Here is a 21,709-nt window from a genome sequence, read left to right on the forward strand (position 1 = left end):
CGCCAACCCTCGCCAATCCCTCATGGGCCCTCCTCTGAGCCGTTCAGCCGTGACTGAAGTGACAGAAGCGACGACCGTGGCGAGGCCACCTCTCCTGCTGACCACCAAGGTCATTGCGCCCCGCTTGCCCGCGGGTTTGATCGATCGCCCACGGCTGAAGGCCTTGAGCGCCCAGGTGGAGATACGGCGCATCACCGTCATCAAGGCGCCTGCGGGCTTCGGCAAGACGTCTCTCGCGCTCACCTGGCTCGACGCGCTGCGTGCGAACGGCGCGCAGGTGGCGTGGCTTTCCCTCGACGCAGACGACGACGAGCCAGCCCGTTACTTTCATCACCTTGCACATGCCTTGCAGCGCGCGTGCCGCACCGTTGGCACATCCGCCATCGGGCTGACCACCGAGTCGTCGTTCGTCCCGGCGAATTCGCTTGTCGCAACGCTCATCAACGAGCTGGCCGAAGTCGACGACGAACTGCACGTCTTCATCGACGACTATCATCTGATCCACTCAGCGGCCATTCACGAAGCGATGTCGCTATTCATCGCCAATGTGCCTTCTAATGTGCACGTCGTGATCTGCACACGTACCGATCCGCCGCTGCCGCTCGCGAAGCTGCGCGCCGGCAACAATCTCTGCGAGATCGATGCGGCCGCGCTGCGATTCAATTTCGACGAGACGCGCCGTTTCGTCGAACACGAGTGCCCCGGCAAGCTCGGCTTTGGCGATCTGAAGTCGCTCTATGCCACGACCGAAGGATGGGCGGCCGCCTTGCGCATTTCGGCGTCGGCGTTGGCGCGGCAGGATCGCCCGCAGGGCTGGCAATCGAACATGCAAGCGGGCATACCGCCGGGCACGAAACCGGGCGGCGTGTCGAAGCCTGTGTCCGACTACCTCGAAGACCTGCTTCAGCATCTGCCACCGCAAACGCAGGCCTTCATGCTGCGAACCGCGATTCTCGAGCGGCTGAGCGCGCCGTTGTGCGAAGCGGTGACGGGCGTCGCATCCAGCCAGGCCATGCTTGATGACATCGTTGCGCGCCAGTTGCTGCTCGAGCCGATAGACCTCGAAGGACGCTGGTTCCGCTATCACCGGTTGATGGCCGACTATCTGCAGCGGCGTCTGGCAGCCACGCACCCTGGCGAAGTCACCGAGTTGCACCGTCGCGCGTGGCATTGGCACGCCGCCCAACAGCATTGGACCGATGCGATAAAGCACGCGATAGCCGCTGGCGCCACCGACGAAGCCATCGCCATGATGGAGCGTTGCGCGAAGGCGCTTCTAAAAAGCGGAGACCTGCTCACGCTGGTCGGCTGGCAACGCCAGTTTCCCGCCGACCTCATGCGCGCGCAAACGGCGGTCACCGTTGCGACCGCGTGGGGCATGGCACTCGCCATGCGCTTCGGCGAGGTCAACGCGATGCTCGATTCGATCGAGCGCGGCGACGGCCAAACCGAGTCGGCCGACACGATTCAATGGGACTGCCTCGCCATTCGTTCTGCGCTCGCGGCCTTGCAGGACGATCCGCACCGCGCGCTGGAACTCGCGCGCCAATACCTGGGCCGCCCGTCAACGGACGCATGGACGACCAATGCGGTTTCCAACGTCGCGCGCTTTAGCTACTGGAAAACCGGCAATCTCGACGCGCTTTACGCCACGCCATGGATTCCCGATTCACTGGAAGAAGACCAGCGCAGTGTCTTTTCGTCGGTCTACCGCCTGTGCCTGCTCGGTCATGTGGAGTTGCAGCAGCTCCACGTTTCGATTGCGGAGCGCCGCTTCAACGAAGCGATGCAACTCGCCGAACGCTACGCGGGACCTCATTCCGTATCGGCTGCGTTGTGCGCGCCCATGATTGCGCAAATCCGCTATGAGCAAGGCCGCCTCGACGAAGCCGAAGCCCTGCTGCTCGAACTCATGCCCGTCATCGACCGTGCCGTTCTGCTCGATAGCGTTCTGATTGCCTACCGCATTCTGGTTCGCATTGCCGTCGCGCGCGAAGATTATGCGGGCGCGCATGTGCTGATCGATCAGGCGCAAATACTCGGCCAGGCGCGCGGCTGGAACCGGCTGCTTGCGGCAGCGCTGGTCGAGCGCACGCGGCTCTATCTCGCCGAAAATCGTGTTCCTGAAGCCGCTGCATGCGTGGCGGACCTTCGCGAACTCGCCGCTCCGCGTGAGCCGACCGCTACGCCTGTTTCACCCGAAATCGAGAACTACCGCGACCTCGCAGCGGCCTGCCTCGCCCTGCAACGACACCTCGTGCCCGAAGCCATCGAGTCCCTGCGCATGGCGCTCGCGCGTTGCGAACGCATGCAGGGCAACTATCTGGCGCTGCGCCTTCGAACCCTGCTCGCCGTGGCCTGGCTCAGCGCGGGAGAACCCAGCCGTTCGCTCGAGACATTTCGCGAAGTCGCAGATATTGCGGCGCCTACCGGCATTTATCGATCCATCCTCGATCAGGGGGCCGCAGTCGGACCGCTCCTGCGCATGGCGCACGAACGCATGCGCAGCGCCGCGCGCACGCCGGAGGTAACGGCATGGCTCGACCGTTTAATCGAAGGCTGGCGCGCGATGTATGAGCCGCAGAGCAAGCCGCGCCGCGAGGGCGAGCGCGAGCCGCTCAGTTCGCGGGAGCGCAATATCGTCGAGTTGATCGCGCAGGGGCAATCCAACAAGGAAATTGCCCGCACGCTGGGCATCACGCCCGAAACGGTCAAATCGCACCTGAAGAATATCTTCGCGAAGCTCGCGGTGGACAAGCGGGCTCAGGCTGTTTCGCGCGCGCAGGCGCTTGGGCTTGTCAAGCATAGTTAGACGTCGCGTCATCACATTGCGACGAGTACGCACGCGTGTATCAGCACGCCCACGAGCCCGCCTACGAACGTGCCGTTGATCCGGATGAACTGCAGATCGCGGCCGATTTCCGCTTCGAACTTGCCGCTGACCTCTTGCGCGTCCCATCCCTTCACGACGTCGGTGATCAATCCCGAAAGCTGATGCCGATAGCGCAACACCAGCATCCGCGCAATCTCCAGCCACCACGCATTGAGCTTGTTCTGCATTGCGCTAGCGCTGACCATGGTCTTGCCAAAGGAGGTCAACGCGCCGGCGATCATGTCGCGCGCGACCGACTGCTCGCTCGCGGCGTCGGCGGCAACGCGCGCGCGAACGCGGTCGAGCAGGAGGCGATAATAGTCGCCCGCTTTGAAGTGGCGAATGCAGTCGCGCAGCAAGAGTCTGCCGAATCTGCGGTATTGAGCCGCCGTTTGCAGGTCGCGCGACAACTCAGCCACGGCCGCATCGAATTGACGGCGCAATTCGTGATCGGGATTCGCCGCCACTTCGTGGACCAGCGCGACCACGCCCTCGACGAACTTGTTGACGATATAGGTGTCGAGCGGCGCGGGCGTGAACCGCGATGCCTCGCTGAATTTCGCCTTGATCATGCCGACGTTGGCCGCAAGCCACCGTTCGACGGCGTCCAGCCCTCGATCGAGCAGTGGCTGATGGCGATTGCCTTCAGTCAGGACACCCAGGATCTGCCCTGCGACGCGCGACACATCGAGTGCGCGCAATTGTGGCAGGAGCAGTCGATCGAACAGATCTTCGACGTCCGACTCGTCGATACGCTCCAGCAAGCGCGGAAGCGACTCGACCACGACATCGGCAATCGTCGAACTGTTCTCCTTTTCGGCAAGCCACATGGCCAGCGCGCGTGCCGCGTTGTATTCACTCAAGCGCCCCACCACGAGTTCCGTGGTCAGGAAATTCTGCTCGACGAAGTTTCCCAGGCTTTCCGCAATGCGCGCCTGGTTTCGGGGAATGATGGCGGTATGCGGCATGGCGATGCCAAGCGGATGGCGGAACAACGCGACCACCGCATACCAGTCCGCGACTGCACCCACGGTACCCGCTTCCGCAAACGCACGCACCCACGCAAGCCACGGATAGCTCGCCTGCCAGGCAATACTCACCACGAGCAAGGCAATCATCGCCGCGAGCAAACAGGTGGCCGTCGTGCGCATGCGCTTGAGCCGAGCCACTTTGATGCTCACGGGCGCGCGCACGTTCACACCATCAACGCGCTCGTTATCGTCGGTCACCGAACTCAACTCGCCTCCTGCTCGAGAAACGCTTTCACCAGCGGAGCGATTTCCTTTGCGCGCGTAATCAGAAACAGGTGACCGTCGTCGATCACATGGAGCGTCGCGTCGCGAATGCGCGCGACGAGAATCTTTGCATTGGTGAGCGGCACGATCGGGTCGTCGTTGCCATGTATCACCAAGGTTTTTTGGCGCAACGCGCCGAGCCACGGCAGGCTCGTCCAGCCCGACGCGGCCAGCAGTTGATACAGATAACCACGGCCGCGCGGCGCCTGGATATGGCGGCTGTGTTCTTCGAGCAGCGCGGCATCGCGCCGGTAGGCGCCGCCGTATATCTCAGCGCCAACCTGCTTCAGATACGCCGGGTCTGTATATCGCCGCGGCCCAACCAGCTTCGACAGCACCGAAAGCCGCGCGGGCACCATGATCACCCCCGGCGACGTCGCGGCGAGTATCAGCCGGCGGCACCGCCTTGGGTAAAGGTGCGCGAACTGCTGCGCGAGCGCCCCGCCCCACGACACGCCCAGCACATCGACAGGACCCGCATAGCCGAGCCGCGTGAGCAGCTTGTCGGACAATACGGCGAGCGTCGAGAAGCGGTACGGAATGAGGGGCGCGGGCGAGCCGCCAACGCCCGGCACGTCGAAAACGATCACGGTGATGTCTTCGAGCGCATCAACGAAAGGCTCGACCAGTTCGAGATTGGCGCCAATGCCATTGAACAACAGCAGCGGCGGGCACGCATCGCGGCCGCGACGCACACCGACGCGCAACCACTGACCATCCAGATCGATCATCTGAATTTGCATGGCGTCGACTACCTCTGGGCTCGTTCGTGTATCGGTCATCCGGTTTTTCCCCTGGCTCGGCAATTCGTTTTCGTTGTGGATCGTGGCGGCTCGCTATATCACTTCTTCGGCTGCATCAGCGCCTTGATCTCCTCTACATGCTCCGCAAGGCGCTTCGTGACGACCGCGATGCTGTCGGTCTGGGCGCGATACGCCGCATCCGCGAGTTCCTGCATGTCGATGAACGCCTTTTGCAGCGCGTCCTTCACGCCCTCGCCCGCGCTTGCGACGCTTTCGCTTCCAGGCGTCGACAAACGCGTCACCAGCGACTGCAGTTCGGTCATCTTCGAGCGGAGAATCTCCACCTGCTTTTGACCGAGTTGCTGCACGCCGGCGAGCGCGGTCATGTTGGCCTCGGTGAGCGCCTCGACGTCCTTGCGACGCGATTCGAGGAACGCGCTCACATCCACGCCCGGCAGCTTGAACTGCGAGATGAGCTTCGTATATTCAGCGAAAATGCCGTTGGTGTTGGTCGTTGCCATGATTGAATCTCCTGATTGAATCGAAAAAACGCTTAAGTAGCGGGTTGAAAATCGTTAGTCTTGCAAAACATACTTGCCGGGCGCGCTTGCCGTTGCTGGGTGCTTTTTGCTGCCGTTCGCTGCCGGCGCGGCGCGCTTCTCGCCTGAGCGGGCCACGAGCCAGTCGCGCCAGTTGTTCCACCACGAATCCTTCTCGGCCTGTGCGTTGTCGAGCCACGCATCGGAATTGGCGGGCAACGAAGGATTGAGGAAATACTTCGCTTTCGGATTGCCGGGCGGATTGATCAGGCTTTGAATATGCCCGCTCGAACTCAGCACAAAGCGGGTCTCGCCGCCAAAGCGCCGGGCGGTGTTATAAACGCCTTTCCACGGCGTGATATGGTCGGTCATACCCGCCACCACGTACTTGTCGCAATTCACCTGGGACAAGTCGATAGGCGTGCCCAACACCGTCAGCGCGCCGGGCTTGCTGAACAGATTCCCGGTGAAAATGTCGAGCAGTTCGCCGTGGAATTTCGCCGGTAAGCGCGTCGTGTCGTTGTTCCAGTAAAGGATGTCGAACGCCGGCGGCGCGTTACCGAGCAGGTAGTTGTTGACCCAGTAGTTCCACACCAGATCGTTGGGGCGCATCCACGCGAACACGCGGCCCATTTCTTCGCCGGCCAGCACGCCGCGCGAAATGCTGTGCTGCTTGGCGGCCGCCACGGCCTCGGGCGTCGCAAAGAGGCCAAGCTGGGAATCGGCCGTGTTGTCGAGCACGGCAACCATCAGCGTGGTGGCGTTGACTGTCTTCTCGCCGCGGGCCGCCAGGTGGCCGAGCAAGGCCGAAATCGTCATCGCGCCAGAGCACGCGCCGTGCAGATTGATATCTTCGCTGCCGGTGATTTCACGCACGGCCGTAATGGCCTCGATCAGCGCAGTGACGTACGTGTCGAGGTCCCAATGGCTTTGCGCCGCGGTCGGGTTGCGCCAGCTGACCACGAACACCTGCAGTTCGTTGTCGAGCAGATAGTTGACGATGCTCTTACCTTCGGACAGATCGAAAATATAGAACTTGTTGATCTGCGGAGGAACGATCAGCTGCGGCCGGCTATAGACCTGCTGCGTCGTGGGCGAGTATTGAATCAGTTCCAGCAATTCATTGCGAAACACCACCGAACCTTTCGAAGTCCCGAGGTTCTTCCCCACTTCGAATGCTGTCTTGTTTACCTGCGCCGGCATGCCCTGATTCTTGAGCATGTCCGTCACGGCATTGTTGAAGCCGTCCAGCAAGCTGATTCCGCCCGAATCGACCACCTTCTTGAGCGCAGCCGGGTTGCCCAGCAGCGTGTTGGTCGGCGAGGCCGCATCGGTAATGAGCGAGACCACGAACTTCGCGCGCTCCCGGCTGTTCGCGTCGAGCCCCGAGCGCTCCACGAAACCGGCAAGCGAGTCGCGCCACGCGAGATAACCTTGCAGCGTCATGCGATACATCGGATTGTCCTGCCACGCCGTATCCGTAAAGCGTTTGTCGCCTTGTGGCGACGCAGCCTTGGAGCTGCCCGAAACGATGCTGAACATCTCGCGCGCCAGCGCCATTTCCTGCTCCATCACGAGCGCCGGCTGTCGCATTGCCTGAGCACCGATCTGCTGCACGGCCGCGAAGATATCGCAGGGGCGCAGCCCGACGAACGGATTGGGGCCCGGCAGGGCTTGCTCGACCGAAGCGGCCAAAGCCTTCGCGTTCTCGCTTTGCTGGGGCATTTCACGGGTTACCGCCATTTTCGACTCCTCAATAGTCTCTTTTCGTCGCGTATCACGCAATCAGCATCGCGAGGGTTTGTGCGACCAACGCGGGCTTGTCTTCGCCCTCGATCTCCAGCGTGTTCATCGTCTTGACGAGCACGCGGCCTCCTCCCTTGTTCTCCGCCGACTCGAGCGTGACGCGGTTGCGCACGCGCGCGCCAGCCTTAACGGGCGTCATGAAGCGCACCTTGTCGAGCCCGTAGTTCAGTCCCGCCGCCGCATCCTTGGGGACGATGCCGATTTCCATCGCAAGGCTCGCCAGCAGCGACAACGTCAGGTAGCCGTGGGCGATGGTTCCGCCGAAAGGGCTCTCGCGCCTCGCACGCTCCACATCCACATGGATCCACTGCCGGTCGCCGGTGCACGCTGCGAACGCGTCGATACGTTCCTGATCGACGAGAACCCAATCCGATACGCCCAGTTCCTGGCCCACAAAGTCGCCGAGCGTCTCGACGCGGTAATTTTCCAGACTCATCGCTTCCACTCCTCGCATGTTCCCGACCATTCAGGCGATCTGCTCGCGCAGCGCTTTCTTGTTGACCTTGCCGACGCTCGTTCGCGCCAGCGCCTCGACGAACTTGACGATCTGCGGCACCGCATACTTCGAGATTCGTCCTGATGTCGTGAACGACAGCACGTGCTGCTTGATGTCTTCCTCCGTCACCGCCGCGCCTTCCTTGAGCACCACGAGCGCGACTGGCCGTTCTCCCCACTTCTCATCCTTGATGCCGATAACGGCGACTTCCGAAACGCCCTCGTACTGCGAAATCAGGTTTTCGATTTCCAGCGACGACACCCACTCGCCGCCCGACTTGATGACGTCCTTCAAGCGATCGGTAATCTGCACGTTGCCGGTCGGGTCGATATTGGCGATATCCTGCGTATGCAGATAACCGCCCGCCCAAAGTTGCTCGCTCGCCTCGGGATTCTTCAGATAGCCTTGCGTGAGCCACGGCGCACGCGCGACGATCTCGCCCGTGGATTTCCCGTCATGCGCAAGATCGGTCATCTCGTCGTCCACCACGCGCAGATCGACGAGCGGCACCGGCAGCCCGGTTTTGCACCGCAGGCGAATCTGCTCGTCGGCATCCAGCTTTTCGGCGCCCGGCGGCAGTTGCGCGAGGCTCAACACCGGACAGGTTTCGGACATGCCATAACCGGCGAACACGTCGATGCCGCGCGCCACTGCCGAAGCGGCCAGGCCCTGCGGCAACGCGCTGCCGCCAATGATCACTTTCCACTTGCTGAAGTCGGTTGCCTTCGCCTCGGCGCACGTAAGCAGCATGTGCAGGATCGTGCCCACGCAATGCGAGAAGGTCACGCCTTCGTCCTCGATGAGTCTCGCAAGACGCTCCGGCACATAGCGGCCCGGATAAACCTGCTTCACGCCCATTACCGTGGCGATATAAGGCATGCCCCATGCGTGGACATGAAACATGGGGGTGAGCGGCATATACACGTCGCCGCGATGAAAGCGTTGACCGGCAATCGGCGCTGCGAGCGCCGCCATGAGCGAGATGGTGTGCAACACCAGCTGCCGATGCGTGAAGTAGACGCCCTTTGGCAAACCGGTCGTGCCGGTCGTATAGAACGTCGTGGCGCGCGTGTTTTCGTCGAACTCCGGGAAGTCGTAGCTCGTGCTGTTTGCGGCCAGCATCGCCTCGTATTCGTTCGAGAACGCAATCGTATGGGCCGGCGCTTCGCTGCCCGGCTCGTCGATCCACACAAACTTGCGCACGGTTTCGAGCTGATCCTTGATGGACTCGACTACGGGAATGAAATCAGTGTGTACGAACAGGACTTCAGCGCCAGCGTGATTGATCGTATAAGCGATCTCCGCCGGAGACAGACGCACGTTCACGGTCTGCAGCACCGCACCCATCATCGGGATAGCGAAGTAACTCTCGAGGTAACGGTGGCTGTCCCAATCCATCACCGCAAGCGTGCTGCCGTATTCCACGCCGAGTTGGGCAAGACCGTTGGCGAGGCGCGCAATGCGCTCGCGAAGGGTCGCATAGCTCATGCGCACCTGGCCGCGATAGACGATCTCCTGCTCCTGTGCCTGAGCAAAGGGCGTATGCAGCAGTTGCTTGATTAACAGCGGGTAAGCGTAGGCGTTGCTGGCGTGAGCCGTCTTCACGTCGTCCGACATCGATATCTCCTGGGTTCCTGAACATGGATCGCATGAACGCCGATGCTTTGTTTTTCGTTCTGATCGGAGCGACGTTCCGTTGAAGCAATGATCCCGGCATCGGGACGCCCGCAATATCCCCCGGATGGGGGAGCGCAGCAAATACCCCGAGATAGCCCGATAAAACGCGATTCGATGATTTGAAAATCTCATCACAGCAATTCGCTGTGATTGTTGGATGTGATCGGATGCACGCCTAAGATTTGGCGCAGCAATCGCCAAACGGAGCTTTCCATGCCAATGACCCATGTTTCGATGCGCGCCGGCCGGCCCGCGCCATTTCGCACCGCAGTCCTGAAGAGTATTCACGAGTCGCTGCACGAGGCGCTCAGCGTTCACCCGCAAGCGTTCTTCATGACGATTACCGAGCACGAAGACGCCAACTTCCTCGCGAACACGACGTTCCCGTTCAAGCGCAGCGCGGACCTGCTGCTGGTTCAGATCACGCTGACCGCCGGCCGCAGCGCCGACGACAAGAAGCGCTTCTACGAACACCTCGTCAGCAAACTGCAAGCAACGCTCGGCGTGGACCCCGCCGATGTCTTCATCAACATCATCGAAGTGGCCAGCGAAAACTGGTCGCCCGGTAACGGGATTGCCGGCCGCAATGCGGTCATTCCCGCTGCGAATTCGTCTGCCGCTTCCACCGCCAGCTGACAGCGACGTTAGATAACCTGAAAGCCATTCTCTGGCCGCAAACCCAATCAATCTGGAGTCTTCATCATGACCAGGCCTTACGCTGTTCCTCTCTCGCCCCGTGGACTTTCGAGCATCGCGCCCCCGCCGCCGTGGCACTATTCCGGCGACTTCATCCTCGTCGAATTCTGGGCCGATCCCGCTGCGGTCGCCGCCGTGCTCCCCAAAGGTTTGAGCGCCGATCCCGCGTCGCCGGGGCATGCCACGGCCCTCTTCATCGACTGGCAATTCACCGGCAGCAACGACGAGATGCTCGACCCGGCGCGCTATCAGTACCGCGAATTTTTCATCCTCGTGGACGCGCTGCACGACGGCAAGCCGGTTTCGTATTGCCCGTACATCTTCGTGGACAACGACTCCGCGATGATGCGCGGTCTGATTCAAGGCTTCCCGAAGCGCTATGGCCAGGTGCATCAAACGCGTTCGTTCGCGGCGCCGAGCCCCGCCGCCGCACCTGTTGCCGCAGGCACGCGCTTCGCCGCCTCGGCGAGCGCCGCCGGACAGCGTCTTGCCCGCGCCGAGGTCAAGCTGGAGAAGGCCGTTGAAGACGTTTCGAAACTGAGCATTGCGGGCCGACCGGTTGTGAACCTGCGCTATTTCCCGCGCCTCGCCGCTGGCCAGCATGAAACACCGGCCGTGAACGAACTCGTGCTCTCCGTCATGGACAACGCGCAGATCGCCGGCGTGTGGACGGGTGAAGGCAAGCTCTCGTTCCCGGTCGCCGAAGGCGAAGAGATTTCGGATCTCCAGCCTGTGCGTGTGGGCGCTGGTTTCCGCGGTTCCATGGCTTATAGCGTGACGGACCTGAAAACGCTGAGCGACAACACGAAGTAAGCGCACTAAAACCATGAGGGCCGCGGCGTGCCTCCCCCGTTTGAGGGAGGTCACGCCATCTTTCGACGAATAAAATGCGGTGCATGTAAGCGGCCAGCGCCGCGCTCGAACATTGATCTGCATATTGACTGCTTCACATGGCCCTCATGATCGACACGTCCGACGAAATGCGGACCAACCAGTGGTTCAGCGCGTTACCCGCCGAAGAACAGGAAGCGCTGATCGGCAGCAGCGAACTCATGACGCTCGGCCCGGGCGAATATCTTTTCCATCGCGGCGACGCACCAAGTGCGTTCTATGGCGTCAAGAGCGGACGCCTCAAAGCCTCTACCGTTCGCGAAGACGGCAAGGAAGCGATCCTTGCCGTGATCGAACCGGGCAACTGGTTTGGGCAGACCTCGTTGACTAGCCGCCAACCGCGTCCGCGTGACGTCATTGCACTCGACCGGTCGAGCCTCTTTGTCGTGAAGGCCGCTGCCTTCGAGGAACTGATGCAGCGCAGCCACGCGTTCGTGCGCGCGATTGCGGAGTTGCAGTCGCTCCATATGAACTGGCTTTACCGCATGGTCGAAGACGCGACGCTGCATTCCACGCGTGCGCGCATTGCCCGCCGCCTGCTCTCGCTCGCTGCGGGCGATGTGACACTCGCGCCGCAGTGCCGCCAGGACGTGAGCCTCTCGCAGGACACGCTCGCCATGATGCTGGGCATCACGCGCCAGACGCTTTCGCTGGAACTCAAGGCGATGGCGGAAAAAGGTGCGATCACGCTTCGGTATGGCCGCATCGAAATCTTGTCGAAAGACCTCCTCTCGTCCTTTCAGGATTACCAATGATTTCGTCCACGAGCGCCCGCTGGATTCGCGGGCGCTCATGTGGTTCGCCTAGAACAGATGCCGCAAGCCCGCCGTCACGCCAAGCTGGGTGCTGCCGAAAGCCGAGCTCACCGCGTTGATGCCCTGGAACTGCGCGCCGATCATGCCGCCCCGGTACAGCGAGTAATCGACTTCGACATACGTATCCGTGCGCTTGGACCAGTTGTAGTCGGCAAGCAGCTGGAACTGCGTCGCGTTTCCGTCACCGGACTGAGCCTTGCCGGTCTGGATCGTGCGCCACACGTTCGCCGAGAGATGCGTGGCAAAGCCGATCTGCTGGCTCACACCACCAAAGAACATCTCTCGTGCGCTGAACGTATTGAATTTCAGCGCGGTCAATGCGGGCACGGAGAACGGGCCGTTAGGGAAATTGCCGACGAAGCCCGAGTCCTGCCGGTTGACCATCCAGCCTGCATTCACGGTGGTCGAGGCGAACGTGTACGAACCGCCCACGGCCCAAGATTTGAAGTGCTGGGACCCATTCACAGCGTCGCGCGAGTCGAGATAGGCGGCTGAAAAGGTCAGCGGCGCAGCGGGCAGATACAGAATGGACGCGCCAATCTGGCTACCCGCGCCGAACTGCCCCGCCTGGCCGCCAAACGCGTACGAGACCTCGGCGGTCAGGTACTGATAGCGCACGGCGTACTTGACCATGTTGCTCGTCCATACGCCCTGGGCCATCGTGACTTCCGGCCGGAACTGATAGAACGACGGTAGCCAGCGGTTCGATATGAACGACCCCAGCACGGCGTCGGCGAACGGATTGATCTGGCGACCCATTGTCAGCTTGCCGAACGTGTTCGATTGCAGGCCGACAAACGCCGTATTGAAGAACGGATAGGCCGGGTCCATTTGCCCGTTGTTCGGAAAGAAGCGATTTTCCAGGGTGAAAATAACCTTCGTCCCGCCGCCAATGTCTTCCGCACCCTTGATGCCAAAGTGGCTTTCGCTCGCGCCGCTCAACATCTGAAACTGCGAATCGCCTGCCGGGTTCGCGTGTGTCGTATAGCGCAGGCCGGCATCGACCAGACCGTAGAGGGTCACCGACGATTGCGCAGCCGCCGAAGCCGAATACAACGTAGCCGCAGAAATGGCGCCGGCCAGCACGCCCGCCGTGCGGCCTCGCGGTCTCCTTCCAACCCGGCTACTCGCCACCGAAGCGACGTTGACGGGCAATCTCCTTACCTTCCGCATTCCATGACTCCAATCTTATGTTTATGTTGTACTACGAATTAATTTGACCAGATCGACACGCGCTTTTTGCGCGAAGATGCTGGAGGTCTCCCCCGCTCAAATTCTGTTATGCCTTGTGGCGTTTTTTATCGCCTTGTCGAGGCATCGTGCCCAAGACGATAAGTTGCCCGAGAAGGCGTCGCCAAACCGTCAGAAACTTTACATTTCCGGGCGCGCGTCAATTGCAAGGAATCTTGCAGTTGGATCACGACGATTCTGGTAGGCCTTTGCGCCGGTTTTCCGCTTCCTGCAACACGCGCCACTGAACCTTGCCGCTCGCCGTGCGCGGCAAGCTATCGGCAAACGCGATCACGCGCGGAACCTTGTAGGCCGCCATGCGTTCGCGAGCCCACGCGACAATGTCGTCTTGCGTCGTACACGCACCACTACGTAGAACGATAACGGCCTTGACGGATTCGCCCCTGCGCGCGTCGTGAGTCGCGATCACGCAGGCCTCCTGCACGGCAGGATGTTCGAACAGCATGGCCTCGACCTCGGCGGGCCACACTTTGTAGCCCGATGCGTTGATCATGCGCTTGAGCCGGTCGACAACGAAGAAGTAGCCCTCCTGATCGACATAGCCGAGATCGCCCGTGCGCAGATAGCGCCGCCCATCGATCGAAGCGAACGCGTCACGCGACGCCTGCGGCGCGTTCCAGTAGCCGTCGAACACTTGCGGCCCGCTCACGAGGATTTCGCCCGTCTCGCCTTCTCCAAGGGTCTGCAGCGAATCGGGGTCGACTACGAGCGCATAAGTGTTGAAAACGGGCACGCCCATGCATTGCGGCTTGCTGCGCGTGCGTGGGTTGATGTGCGTTGCCGCCATCGTTTCGGTGAGCCCGTAGCCTTCCACGTAGGCAATGCCCCAGCGCTTCTCGATCTCCTGCGCAACCGCCTGGGGCATCGCGGCTCCGCCTCCACTCAGATAGGTGATCGAGCCGAGGTCGAAGCTCGCGATGTCTGCGAGATTCAGCAGATCGATCACCATCGTCGGCACGGTGACCCATGTGCTCACGCGGTGGCGTTCGATCAGGTGCGCTGCGCATCTCGCGTCCCAGCGGGTCATGATCACCATCGTCGCGCCGATGAAGACCGGCATGTTCATGCAGTTCTGCATGCCCGTTACATGAAAAAGCGGCACGGAGCACAGCATCACGCTCTCACCGGGGAGTTCGGGCCACGCGCCGCAAGAAACGGTCGAATGCATCACACTGCGGTGCGTATGGATGCATCCCTTCGGGTGCCCCGTGGTGCCGGACGTATACGGAATCACCGCCAGGTCATCGGGTCCCGCTTCGTGGGCGCGCGCAACGTACGCATGAAGTAGCGCGTCGTACCAGCCGGTAATGCTGGCATCGCTTTCGGACGGCAGTGCGTTGAGCTGCGGCTCGGGGACAGTCAGGATATCGGGCAGCGGCAGATCCGTCTGCAGGTCTAAATAGTCGGCATAGCGCGCCGTCACGACATGGCCCACCTGGCGCCCCATGAGCGGCCGCACGTGCTCCAACAACTCTTCGCCAACAAACGCGACTCGCGCGCCACTGTCTTCGAAGATATGTTGCAGCTCGGCGGTCCGGTTCATCGGATTGACGGGCACGACGACCGCGTCCGCGCGCAGCACCGCGTAGAACGCGATGACGAACTGCGGACTGTTCTGCATGAAGAGCACGACGCGCTCGCCACGACGGACTCCACAATGCTGTTGCAGGAATCCCGCCATCGTCTCCACTTCGTCGCGTAATTTCCCGTAGCTCAGGGCACTGCCGTAGTAGAGAATGGCGTCCTTCTCGGGATGACGATTCGCGCAGACTTCGAGATTCGCGTAGAGCGAGGTCTGCGGTGTAGCGAGTTGACGCAATGATGTTGCCGTCATAGGCACTCCAGACATGAAACAGGATGCCTCCGCACCTGGCGCAGTGCCCGGCGCAGAGGTTTTTCTTCACTGCGGCAGCAGTTTGCGGCTCCACTGGGCGATCGCTTCGAGCGTTTCGGCGGTCTCGGGCAAGAACGGGAACAGCGTGAAGACGTGAACGGAGTCGTCCACCATCTTTAGCGTCACGTTCGCCCCGGCGGCTTTCGCGCGCTCGGCAAAGCGCGTCGTGTCGCTTTCCAGCACTTCGCCATGCACGGCCGCGAGATACACCGGCGGAAGATCCGTGAGATCGGCGAACAGCGGCGACACCATCGGGTCGGTCGGCTCGTGGCCCTGGAAGTAGCCCGCGACGAGATTGGTCAGCGTCTCGCGATTCGCGGCCGGGTCGTCGCCCGAGTTCGCTTGCACGGAAGGGCCGCTCAGCGTGAGATCCGTCATCGGGCAGACGGCGATCACGCCGGCCGGCAGCGGCAGCCCCGCGCGGCGCAGCGCCGCCGCCAGCGCGAGTGCGAGACCACCACCGGACGACTCGCCGCTCAGGAAGAGCGTGGCGGGATCGACGCCCGTGGCGAGCAGGCCGCGATACGCGCTGAATGCATCGTCGATGGCCGCCGGATACGGATGCTCGGGCGCGAGGCGATAGTCGACCGTGTAGCACGGGCCGTTCAGCGCATGCGAAAGACGGCTTGCGTATTCCACGGAACTATTAGCAGAACCAAGCACATAGCCGCCGCCGTGAAAATGCAGCACGGTCGCCTGCTTCCCCGCGCCTTCCGCTGTTACGCGCAGCGAGCGCACGCCATCGAGATCGACTTCCTTCACATGGGTGCTCGCCGGTGCGGGGAATTGCCCCAGCAGGAAGCGCTCGTATGCGGCGTGCTGGCCGCGGTCGCCGCGCGCCACGTCGTCGGGCGTGAAGACGCCCTTCCAGAGATCGAATGCACGCTGGCTCTCGGCGCGCTCCATGCGCTTGCCTTCACGCGCCGCGCTCAGGCCCACCACCTCGCCCGGCGGCAATTTGGCCGCCGCGATGATGTCGTGCCCCCAGGCGAACGACCACGAAATCTCGCCCAGCGGATCGATGCGCGAAAGCCCCTTGAGCCGCCCGTTGCGCTGACGCACGCGCGCCGCGTCGGGCTCGTGCGCCCAGTCGACCACGTAGCGCGCGCCCGCCTGAATGCGCTTCGTGCGCGGCTGGCGACGCCGTTCGTATTCGAGCAGCGCATCCTGCACACCGGCGCTGCCGTGATTCTTGAGGCAAGTGGCGAGCACCCATGCGTCCTCGATCGACTGGCAGGCGCCTTGTGCGAGATACGGCACCATCGCGTGCGCGGCGTCGCCGAGCAGCGCGATGCGGCCCGTCGTCCAGCTCTCGATCGGATCGCGGTGATACATGCCGGTGATGAACGTGTTGTCCACCTGCGCCAGCATCTTCTGCACCGTCGGCTCGCAGCCCTCGAACGAGCGTCGCAGTTGCTCGACATCGCCCGACTGCGTCCACGACTCGCGGCTCACTTCGGTTGCCGGCACGGAGGCGAGAATGCTGTACAGATCCTTGCGAACCCAGTACGACACGATATTGCGGCCCACGCCAAACCAGTTGTTGCCCGCCACGGGAAGGCTCAGCCCTTCGAGCCGGTCGGCCGGGATCAGCGAGCGCCACATCAGGATATTGGCGAACTGCTTCTCCTCCGGCCCGCGCAAGGCCGTGCGTACGGCCGAATGAATGCCGTCCGCGCCGATCACCACGTCGCCTCGGATCACCTCGCCGTTCTTCAGCGTGACCCAGGCGCTGTCCTCGTCCTGCGAAACCGATTCGCACTCCGCACCAAGACGCACCACGCCCGGCGGCAACGCCTTCGCGAGCAGGTCGATCAAGTCGGCGCGGTGAATGTTGTAGAGCAACGCGCCGTAGCGCGCCTCGGCGTCCTTGCCGAGCGGCGCGTAGTAGAGGCGCCGGCCCGTCGACAACTCCAGGTAATCGAAGCCTGCCGGCACCGTCGCGACGCTCGCCACGGCGCGTTCAAGCCCCAGTTCACGCAGCACGATCGTGCCGTTGGCGGCGATCTGCACGCCCGCTCCGACCTCGGTCAGCTGCGGAGCACGCTCCAGTACAATCGGCTCGATTCCTTGATGCAACAAGGCCAGCGCCGTGGTGAGGCCGCCGATGCCGCCTCCTGCAATTACGACTTTCATGCTAAGTTTCTCCTACCGGGTTAATTAACCCAGTGTAGTTAGTTATATCGATACGGTAAAGTAATGACGACACCAGGAAAACCCCTTAGATCGGACGGCGCCGAGACGCGAACGCGCCTGAAAGAGGAGGCGCAGCGGCTGTTCGCGCTGCGCGGGCTGGAGGGGGTGTCCGTGCAGGACATCATTTCGGCGGCGGGTCAGCGCAATAGCGCCTCGCTGCGCTACTACTTCGGGAACAAGCTCGAACTGGCGCGCGAACTGGTCGTAGATGGCGCGCGCCTGATCGACGAGGACCGCCAGGCGCGGGTGGACAAGCTGGAAGCGCAAGGCACGCTGAGCGTGCGCGCGGTGTTGGGGGCGTTGCTCTTTCCCATGCTCGAACTGGCCGATCGAACGGGCCAGCCGACGTACATCCGCATGATCGCCAACCTGCAGCTGAACGATCGCGCGTTCCTGCGCGAGGCGCTGGAGAACAAGTGGAATGCGGGCTATCAGCGCTGCAATGCGCTGCTGCGGGACCTGCTGCCCGAGATCGATCCGGCGATTGTCGACCACCGGCTGTCGCTCGTCGGCATCTATGGCAATGCCGCGCTGGCCGCCTGGGAGGCAAGCCGGGACAGCGGCGAGCCGGGGCGGCTCTGGGCCCCCGGCTACGCCGTGTCGAACTTGATGGATACCTTCGAAGGCATGCTCGTTGCGCGGCCTTCGGAGGAAACGCAATCGCTGTTGGGCGAGTCCAAAAGCAATCGCGAGACAGCTCGTTAGCGCGTCAGATACGGGCTTTCTTGGCCCGGTTCATAGGGCCGCGCCTTGACCTCCATGCGCGCAATGCTCTGAAGATGCACCTCGTCCGGGCCATCGGCGAACTTCAGTGCACGCCCCCACGTCCAGCTGTCCGCGAGCGGCGTGTCGGGGCTCAGGCCCATCGCGCCGAAGGTCTGGATCGCCCGCTCGCAGACGGCGGTGTGCACGCTCGGCACGAGCGCCTTGATCATCGAGATTTCCTTGCGCGCTTCCTTCGCGCCCACGTTGTCGATCATCCACGCGGCCTTCAGCACGAAGAGCCTCGCCTGATCGATTTCGATACGCGACTTCGCGATCCATTCACCCACCGTGCCCTGCTGATAAAGCTTCTTGCCGAACGCCGTGCGCGCCTGCGCGCGTTCGATCATCAGTTCGAGCGCCAGTTCGGCGGCGCCGATCGAACGCATGCAGTGGTGAATGCGTCCGGGCCCCAAGCGCGCCTGGGCGAGCGCGAAGCCGCTGCCCTCTTCGCCAAGCAGATTCGAGCGCGGCACGCGCACGCCCTTGAATTCGATCTCACAGTGGCCTTCCGGCGCCGTGTGATTGACCACCGTGATATTGCGGATGATCGTCACGCCCGGTGTGTCGCGCGGCACGAGAACCATGCTTTGCTGACGGTGCGCGGGCGCGTCCGGGTCCGTCTTGCCCATGACGATGAAGATCTGGCAATTCGGGTGCGCGGCGTTCGTGATGAACCACTTGCGGCCATCGATCACATAGTCGTCGCCATCGAGGCGAATGGACGTGGTGATGTTGGTCGCGTCCGAGGAGGCGACCGCCGGTTCCGTCATCGCAAACGCCGAGCGGATCTTGCCGTCGAGCAGTGGCTCGAGCCACTTCTTGCGTTGCGCCGGCGTGGCGAACATGTGCAGCAACTCCATGTTGCCCGTGTCCGGCGCGTTGCAGTTGAATACTTCGGAGGCCCAGGAAACGCGCCCCATGATTTCGGCAAGCGGAGCGTACTCGAGATTGGTTAGCCGCGTGCCCGGTTCGTCGTCGCGCAGATGCGGCAGGAACAGGTTCCAGAGACCTTCCGCACGCGCCTTTTCCTTCAGTTCCTCCATGAAGGAGACGGGATATTGTCCCGCGCTCACTTCTTCATGCCATTGGTGAATGCGCGGCACGATATGCTTGTCCATGAACGCGCGCACCTGCGTGCACAGCGCTTCGACTTTCGGGCTATAGGCAAAGTCCATTTTGCTCTTCCTTCAATACAGGTGTATGTCGTGCGGCGCGAGCGTCAGTGACGCGCGCCGCTCCATGGTCAGATCGTCAGGCCGCCGTCGACGACGATGCACTCGCCGTTGGTGTAGCTCGCCGCATCGGAGACGAGATACAGCACGGTGCCGGCCATTTCGCGAGGCTCCGCATGACGGCGCAGCGGAATCTTCGCCATCCAGCTCTCGTACAGGGCCTCGTCCGCGAACAGGGCGCCTGCGAATTTCGTTTTGGTGAGGCCGGGCAGCAAGGCGTTCACGCGAATGCCGAGCGGGCCGCACTCCTTGGCGAACGCGCGCGTCATGTTGACCACGGCGGCCTTCGTGATCGAATAGATGCCTTGCTTGTCGCCCGGTTGCAGCGCATTGACGGAAGCCGTGTTGACGATCGCGCCGCCGCCGTGCTCGCGCATCAGCTTGCCCGCTTCGACCGACATGAAGAAGTAGCCACGCAAGTTGACCTCCACCGTCTTTTCGAAAGACGAAAGATCGGTGTCGAGAATGTGGCCGAAATACGGATTCGCCGCCGCGTTGTTCACGAGTATGTCCAGCCGGCCATGTTTCGCGCGAATATGCTGGAACACGCCTTGAATGTCGTCGAGACGCCCAACGTGGCACGGATACGCCTCGGCGCTGCCGCCCGTCTCCCTGATCTCGCGCGCCACGCTCTCGCAGTCATCGAGCTTGCGGCTCGAGACGATCACATGAGCGCCCTGTTCTGCAAGCAGCTTCGCGATTTCTTCGCCAATGCCACGGCTCGCGCCCGTGACCAGTGCAATCTTGCCGGTCAGATCGAACAAATTAGTAGTCACAACTGTCTCCTCAATGTATCCGCGCGTACGCGTCAAACGCCAGCCGTCAGATGACGTCGACGCCCATCCTCGCCAGCGAGCCGGCCATTTCACCGACCTGGCGCGCCTTCTCGTTCGATGCGTTGCCGCCCAGCGCACGCTTTTTCACGCCCTGCGCAATGGCGGCGAGCCGGAAGAAGCTGAACGCGAGGTAAAAATTCCAGTTCTCGATCGACGCAATGCGCCGCAAGCTGCAATACCGCTCGACGATCGCGGCCTCGTCCGGCACGCCAAGCGCTGCCCGGTCCAGCCCCGCGAGACCGCCGATATGCCCTTTCGGCGGAAGCCGCAGGCACATGCAGAAGTACGCGAGGTCGGCGAGCGGATTGCCGAGCGTGGAGAGTTCCCAGTCGAGCACGGCGCGAACTTTTGGCGTGCCGCGGTGGAAAATCAGGTTGTCGATGCGAAAGTCGCCGTGCACGAGCGCGGGCTTGCCCGCTTCGGCCGGACAGTGCGCGGGCAGCCAGTCGATCAGCGCTTCCATGGCGTCGAGTTCATCGGTCTGCGCCGCGCGATATTGTTTGGTCCACACGTCGACCTGGCGCGAGAAGTAGTTGCCCGCGCGGCCATAGTCGGCGAGTCCAACGGCCTCGACATCCACGTCGTGCAGGGCCGCCATCGTGCCGATCAGCGCGTCGTAGACGGCGCCGCGTTCTCCTGCGGCCAATGCGGGCAGCGACGGGTCCCAGTAGATTTCGCCGTCTTCGAAACTCATCACGTAGAACAGGCTGCCGATCACGTCGCGGTCCTCGCACAGGTGCAAGGCCCGCGCGACGGGAACCGGCGTATCGCCAAGCGCACTCAGCACGCGGAATTCGCGGTCCACCGCATGCGCCGACTTGAGCAGTTCACCCGGCGGCTGACGCCGCAGCACGTAGCGGCCGCTTTGCGCTTCGAGAAGAAACGTGGGGTTCGACTGTCCGCCAGCGAACTTCTCGACGGTCATGGGCCCCCGAAAGCCGGGCACGTGCGCGGCCAGATAGCGCGTGAGCGCGTCGACATCGAACTGAAGACTTGCATTCATCATGGAGCGGGCATCCGGATTCGAATCAGCCATAGGTGACGAGTTCGCGCCGCTCGGCCTGGTCGAGGTGCGGCAAGGTGTTGAAGGTGACCAGCGACACGGCGCTGTCGTTGAAGACGTACTGGCTCACGCTGCTGTTGCGGATCTGCATGTTGAGCGCGATGGCGGCCGCGGCGCTCGCCTGCAGAACCTGCTGCGTGAAGACGGCGATCGGGCCGCCCGAACTCACCACCAGCACGCGCTTGCCGCCCGCGCGTTGAATGGCAAGACGCGCGCGCTCGACGCGTGCCTGGAACTGCCCCCAGGTCTCGGGAACGCGCCCGGGCAGCTTATCCTCGGACCAAAGCTGCAGGACCTGCTTGAGCCCTTTGTAGAAGTCCTTCTTCGAGCCTTCGGCCTGCAGGCCGGACGCGAGGCCGCTCTCGCCGAGCGCGGCAAAGAGGGCGCCAAAATCGTACTCGTTCAGATCCGCGTCCTGCACGATCTCCACGGGCGCGCCGCGCATCGCCGTGAGCAACGCGTCGGCCGTTTGCGCGTGCCGCCGCATCGTGCCGGTGACAACGCGATCGAACGTCAGGCCTGCCTGCGCGTAGTATTCGCCCAGCCAGCGCGACTGGGTGCCGCCAGCCGTTGAAAGCTCGTCATAGTTTTCAGCGCCGAAAGACGCCTGCCCATGCCGTACCAGATAGAGTTCCGCCATGC

18 protein-coding genes are annotated in these 21,709 nt (G+C 62.5%); 5 read left to right on the forward strand and 13 right to left on the reverse strand.

What is annotated here, in order from left to right; genetic code table 11:
- Positions 1–49: 49 nt before the first annotated feature.
- Positions 50–2,812 (forward strand): LuxR C-terminal-related transcriptional regulator, encoded by a 2,763-nt coding sequence (locus tag U5A52_RS02250; protein ID WP_321933696.1) that lies wholly within the window; start codon positions 50–52, stop codon positions 2,810–2,812.
- A gap of 11 nt (positions 2,813–2,823) precedes the next feature.
- Here U5A52_RS02250 and U5A52_RS02255 read toward each other — a convergent pair whose 3' ends face one another.
- From U5A52_RS02255 to U5A52_RS02280, 6 genes are read right to left on the reverse strand one after another with little or no spacing between them, the layout of a single operon-like run.
- Complete coding sequence (locus U5A52_RS02255) at positions 2,824–4,101, reverse strand: DUF445 domain-containing protein (protein WP_321934162.1); 1,278 nt, start codon at positions 4,099–4,101, stop codon at positions 2,824–2,826.
- 5 nt (positions 4,102–4,106) lie between these two features.
- Complete coding sequence (gene phaZ, locus U5A52_RS02260) at positions 4,107–4,949, reverse strand: poly(3-hydroxyalkanoate) depolymerase (RefSeq protein WP_321909557.1); 843 nt, start codon at positions 4,947–4,949, stop codon at positions 4,107–4,109.
- A 59-nt stretch (positions 4,950–5,008) separates the two neighbouring features.
- Positions 5,009–5,431 carry a TIGR01841 family phasin gene (locus U5A52_RS02265; protein WP_321933698.1) on the reverse strand — a complete coding sequence of 141 codons (423 nt, stop codon included), beginning with the start codon at positions 5,429–5,431 and terminating at the stop codon, positions 5,009–5,011.
- A 54-nt stretch (positions 5,432–5,485) separates the two neighbouring features.
- Positions 5,486–7,192: an alpha/beta fold hydrolase gene (locus U5A52_RS02270; RefSeq protein WP_321933699.1), complete on the reverse strand. Its 1,707-nt coding sequence runs from the start codon at positions 7,190–7,192 to the stop codon at positions 5,486–5,488.
- 34 nt (positions 7,193–7,226) lie between these two features.
- Entirely contained in the window at positions 7,227–7,691 is a 465-nt protein-coding gene (locus U5A52_RS02275; protein ID WP_321909561.1) for a MaoC family dehydratase, read from the reverse strand.
- A 30-nt stretch (positions 7,692–7,721) separates the two neighbouring features.
- Positions 7,722–9,368 (reverse strand): fatty acid--CoA ligase, encoded by a 1,647-nt coding sequence (locus tag U5A52_RS02280; protein WP_321933701.1) that lies wholly within the window; start codon positions 9,366–9,368, stop codon positions 7,722–7,724.
- A 273-nt stretch (positions 9,369–9,641) separates the two neighbouring features.
- Here U5A52_RS02280 and U5A52_RS02285 point away from each other — a divergent pair, with 273 nt between their 5' ends.
- The 3 genes from U5A52_RS02285 (at position 9,642) to U5A52_RS02295 (ending at position 11,770) form a co-directional block, all read left to right on the forward strand.
- A complete protein-coding gene (locus U5A52_RS02285; RefSeq protein ID WP_321933703.1) occupies positions 9,642–10,064 on the forward strand; it encodes a tautomerase family protein in 423 nt (140 codons plus the stop codon).
- 66 nt (positions 10,065–10,130) lie between these two features.
- The gene (locus U5A52_RS02290) at positions 10,131–10,937 is read left to right on the forward strand and encodes an acetoacetate decarboxylase family protein (protein WP_321933705.1); all 807 of its coding nucleotides are present in this window, start codon (positions 10,131–10,133) and stop codon (positions 10,935–10,937) included.
- Between the two features lie 137 nt (positions 10,938–11,074).
- Positions 11,075–11,770 carry a Crp/Fnr family transcriptional regulator gene (locus U5A52_RS02295; RefSeq protein WP_321909567.1) on the forward strand — a complete coding sequence of 232 codons (696 nt, stop codon included), beginning with the start codon at positions 11,075–11,077 and terminating at the stop codon, positions 11,768–11,770.
- Between the two features lie 48 nt (positions 11,771–11,818).
- On the opposite strand, the gene U5A52_RS02300 is transcribed toward U5A52_RS02295, so the two are convergent.
- The 3 genes from U5A52_RS02300 to U5A52_RS02310 form a co-directional block, all read right to left on the reverse strand.
- Entirely contained in the window at positions 11,819–13,003 is a 1,185-nt protein-coding gene (locus U5A52_RS02300; RefSeq protein ID WP_321909568.1) for a porin, read from the reverse strand.
- 244 nt (positions 13,004–13,247) lie between these two features.
- Positions 13,248–14,915 (reverse strand): long-chain-fatty-acid--CoA ligase, encoded by a 1,668-nt coding sequence (locus U5A52_RS02305; RefSeq protein ID WP_321933707.1) that lies wholly within the window; start codon positions 14,913–14,915, stop codon positions 13,248–13,250.
- A 66-nt stretch (positions 14,916–14,981) separates the two neighbouring features.
- Positions 14,982–17,111, reverse strand: a complete 2,130-nt coding sequence (locus U5A52_RS02310; protein ID WP_321933709.1) for an alpha/beta hydrolase fold domain-containing protein — start codon at positions 17,109–17,111, stop codon at positions 14,982–14,984.
- Between the two features lie 63 nt (positions 17,112–17,174).
- On the opposite strand from U5A52_RS02310, the gene U5A52_RS02315 reads away from it, so the two are divergent.
- Positions 17,175–17,876 carry a TetR/AcrR family transcriptional regulator gene (locus U5A52_RS02315; RefSeq protein WP_321909574.1) on the forward strand — a complete coding sequence of 234 codons (702 nt, stop codon included), beginning with the start codon at positions 17,175–17,177 and terminating at the stop codon, positions 17,874–17,876.
- On the opposite strand, the gene U5A52_RS02320 is transcribed toward U5A52_RS02315, so the two are convergent.
- From U5A52_RS02320 to U5A52_RS02335, 4 genes are all read right to left on the reverse strand, one after another.
- Entirely contained in the window at positions 17,873–19,111 is a 1,239-nt protein-coding gene (locus U5A52_RS02320) for an acyl-CoA dehydrogenase family protein (protein ID WP_321933711.1), read from the reverse strand. The genes U5A52_RS02315 and U5A52_RS02320 overlap by 4 nt on opposite strands.
- Before the next feature lie 68 nt (positions 19,112–19,179).
- Positions 19,180–19,944: an SDR family oxidoreductase gene (locus tag U5A52_RS02325; RefSeq protein ID WP_321909578.1), complete on the reverse strand. Its 765-nt coding sequence runs from the start codon at positions 19,942–19,944 to the stop codon at positions 19,180–19,182.
- A 46-nt stretch (positions 19,945–19,990) separates the two neighbouring features.
- Positions 19,991–21,010, reverse strand: a complete 1,020-nt coding sequence (locus U5A52_RS02330; RefSeq protein WP_321933713.1) for a phosphotransferase — start codon at positions 21,008–21,010, stop codon at positions 19,991–19,993.
- A gap of 22 nt (positions 21,011–21,032) precedes the next feature.
- Positions 21,033–21,707, reverse strand: a complete 675-nt coding sequence (locus tag U5A52_RS02335; RefSeq protein WP_321933716.1) for a histidine phosphatase family protein — start codon at positions 21,705–21,707, stop codon at positions 21,033–21,035.
- Positions 21,708–21,709 lie beyond the last annotated feature (2 nt).

It is taken from the genome of Paraburkholderia sp. J8-2 (assembly GCF_905220195.1).
Lineage (GTDB): Bacteria > Pseudomonadota > Gammaproteobacteria > Burkholderiales > Burkholderiaceae > Paraburkholderia.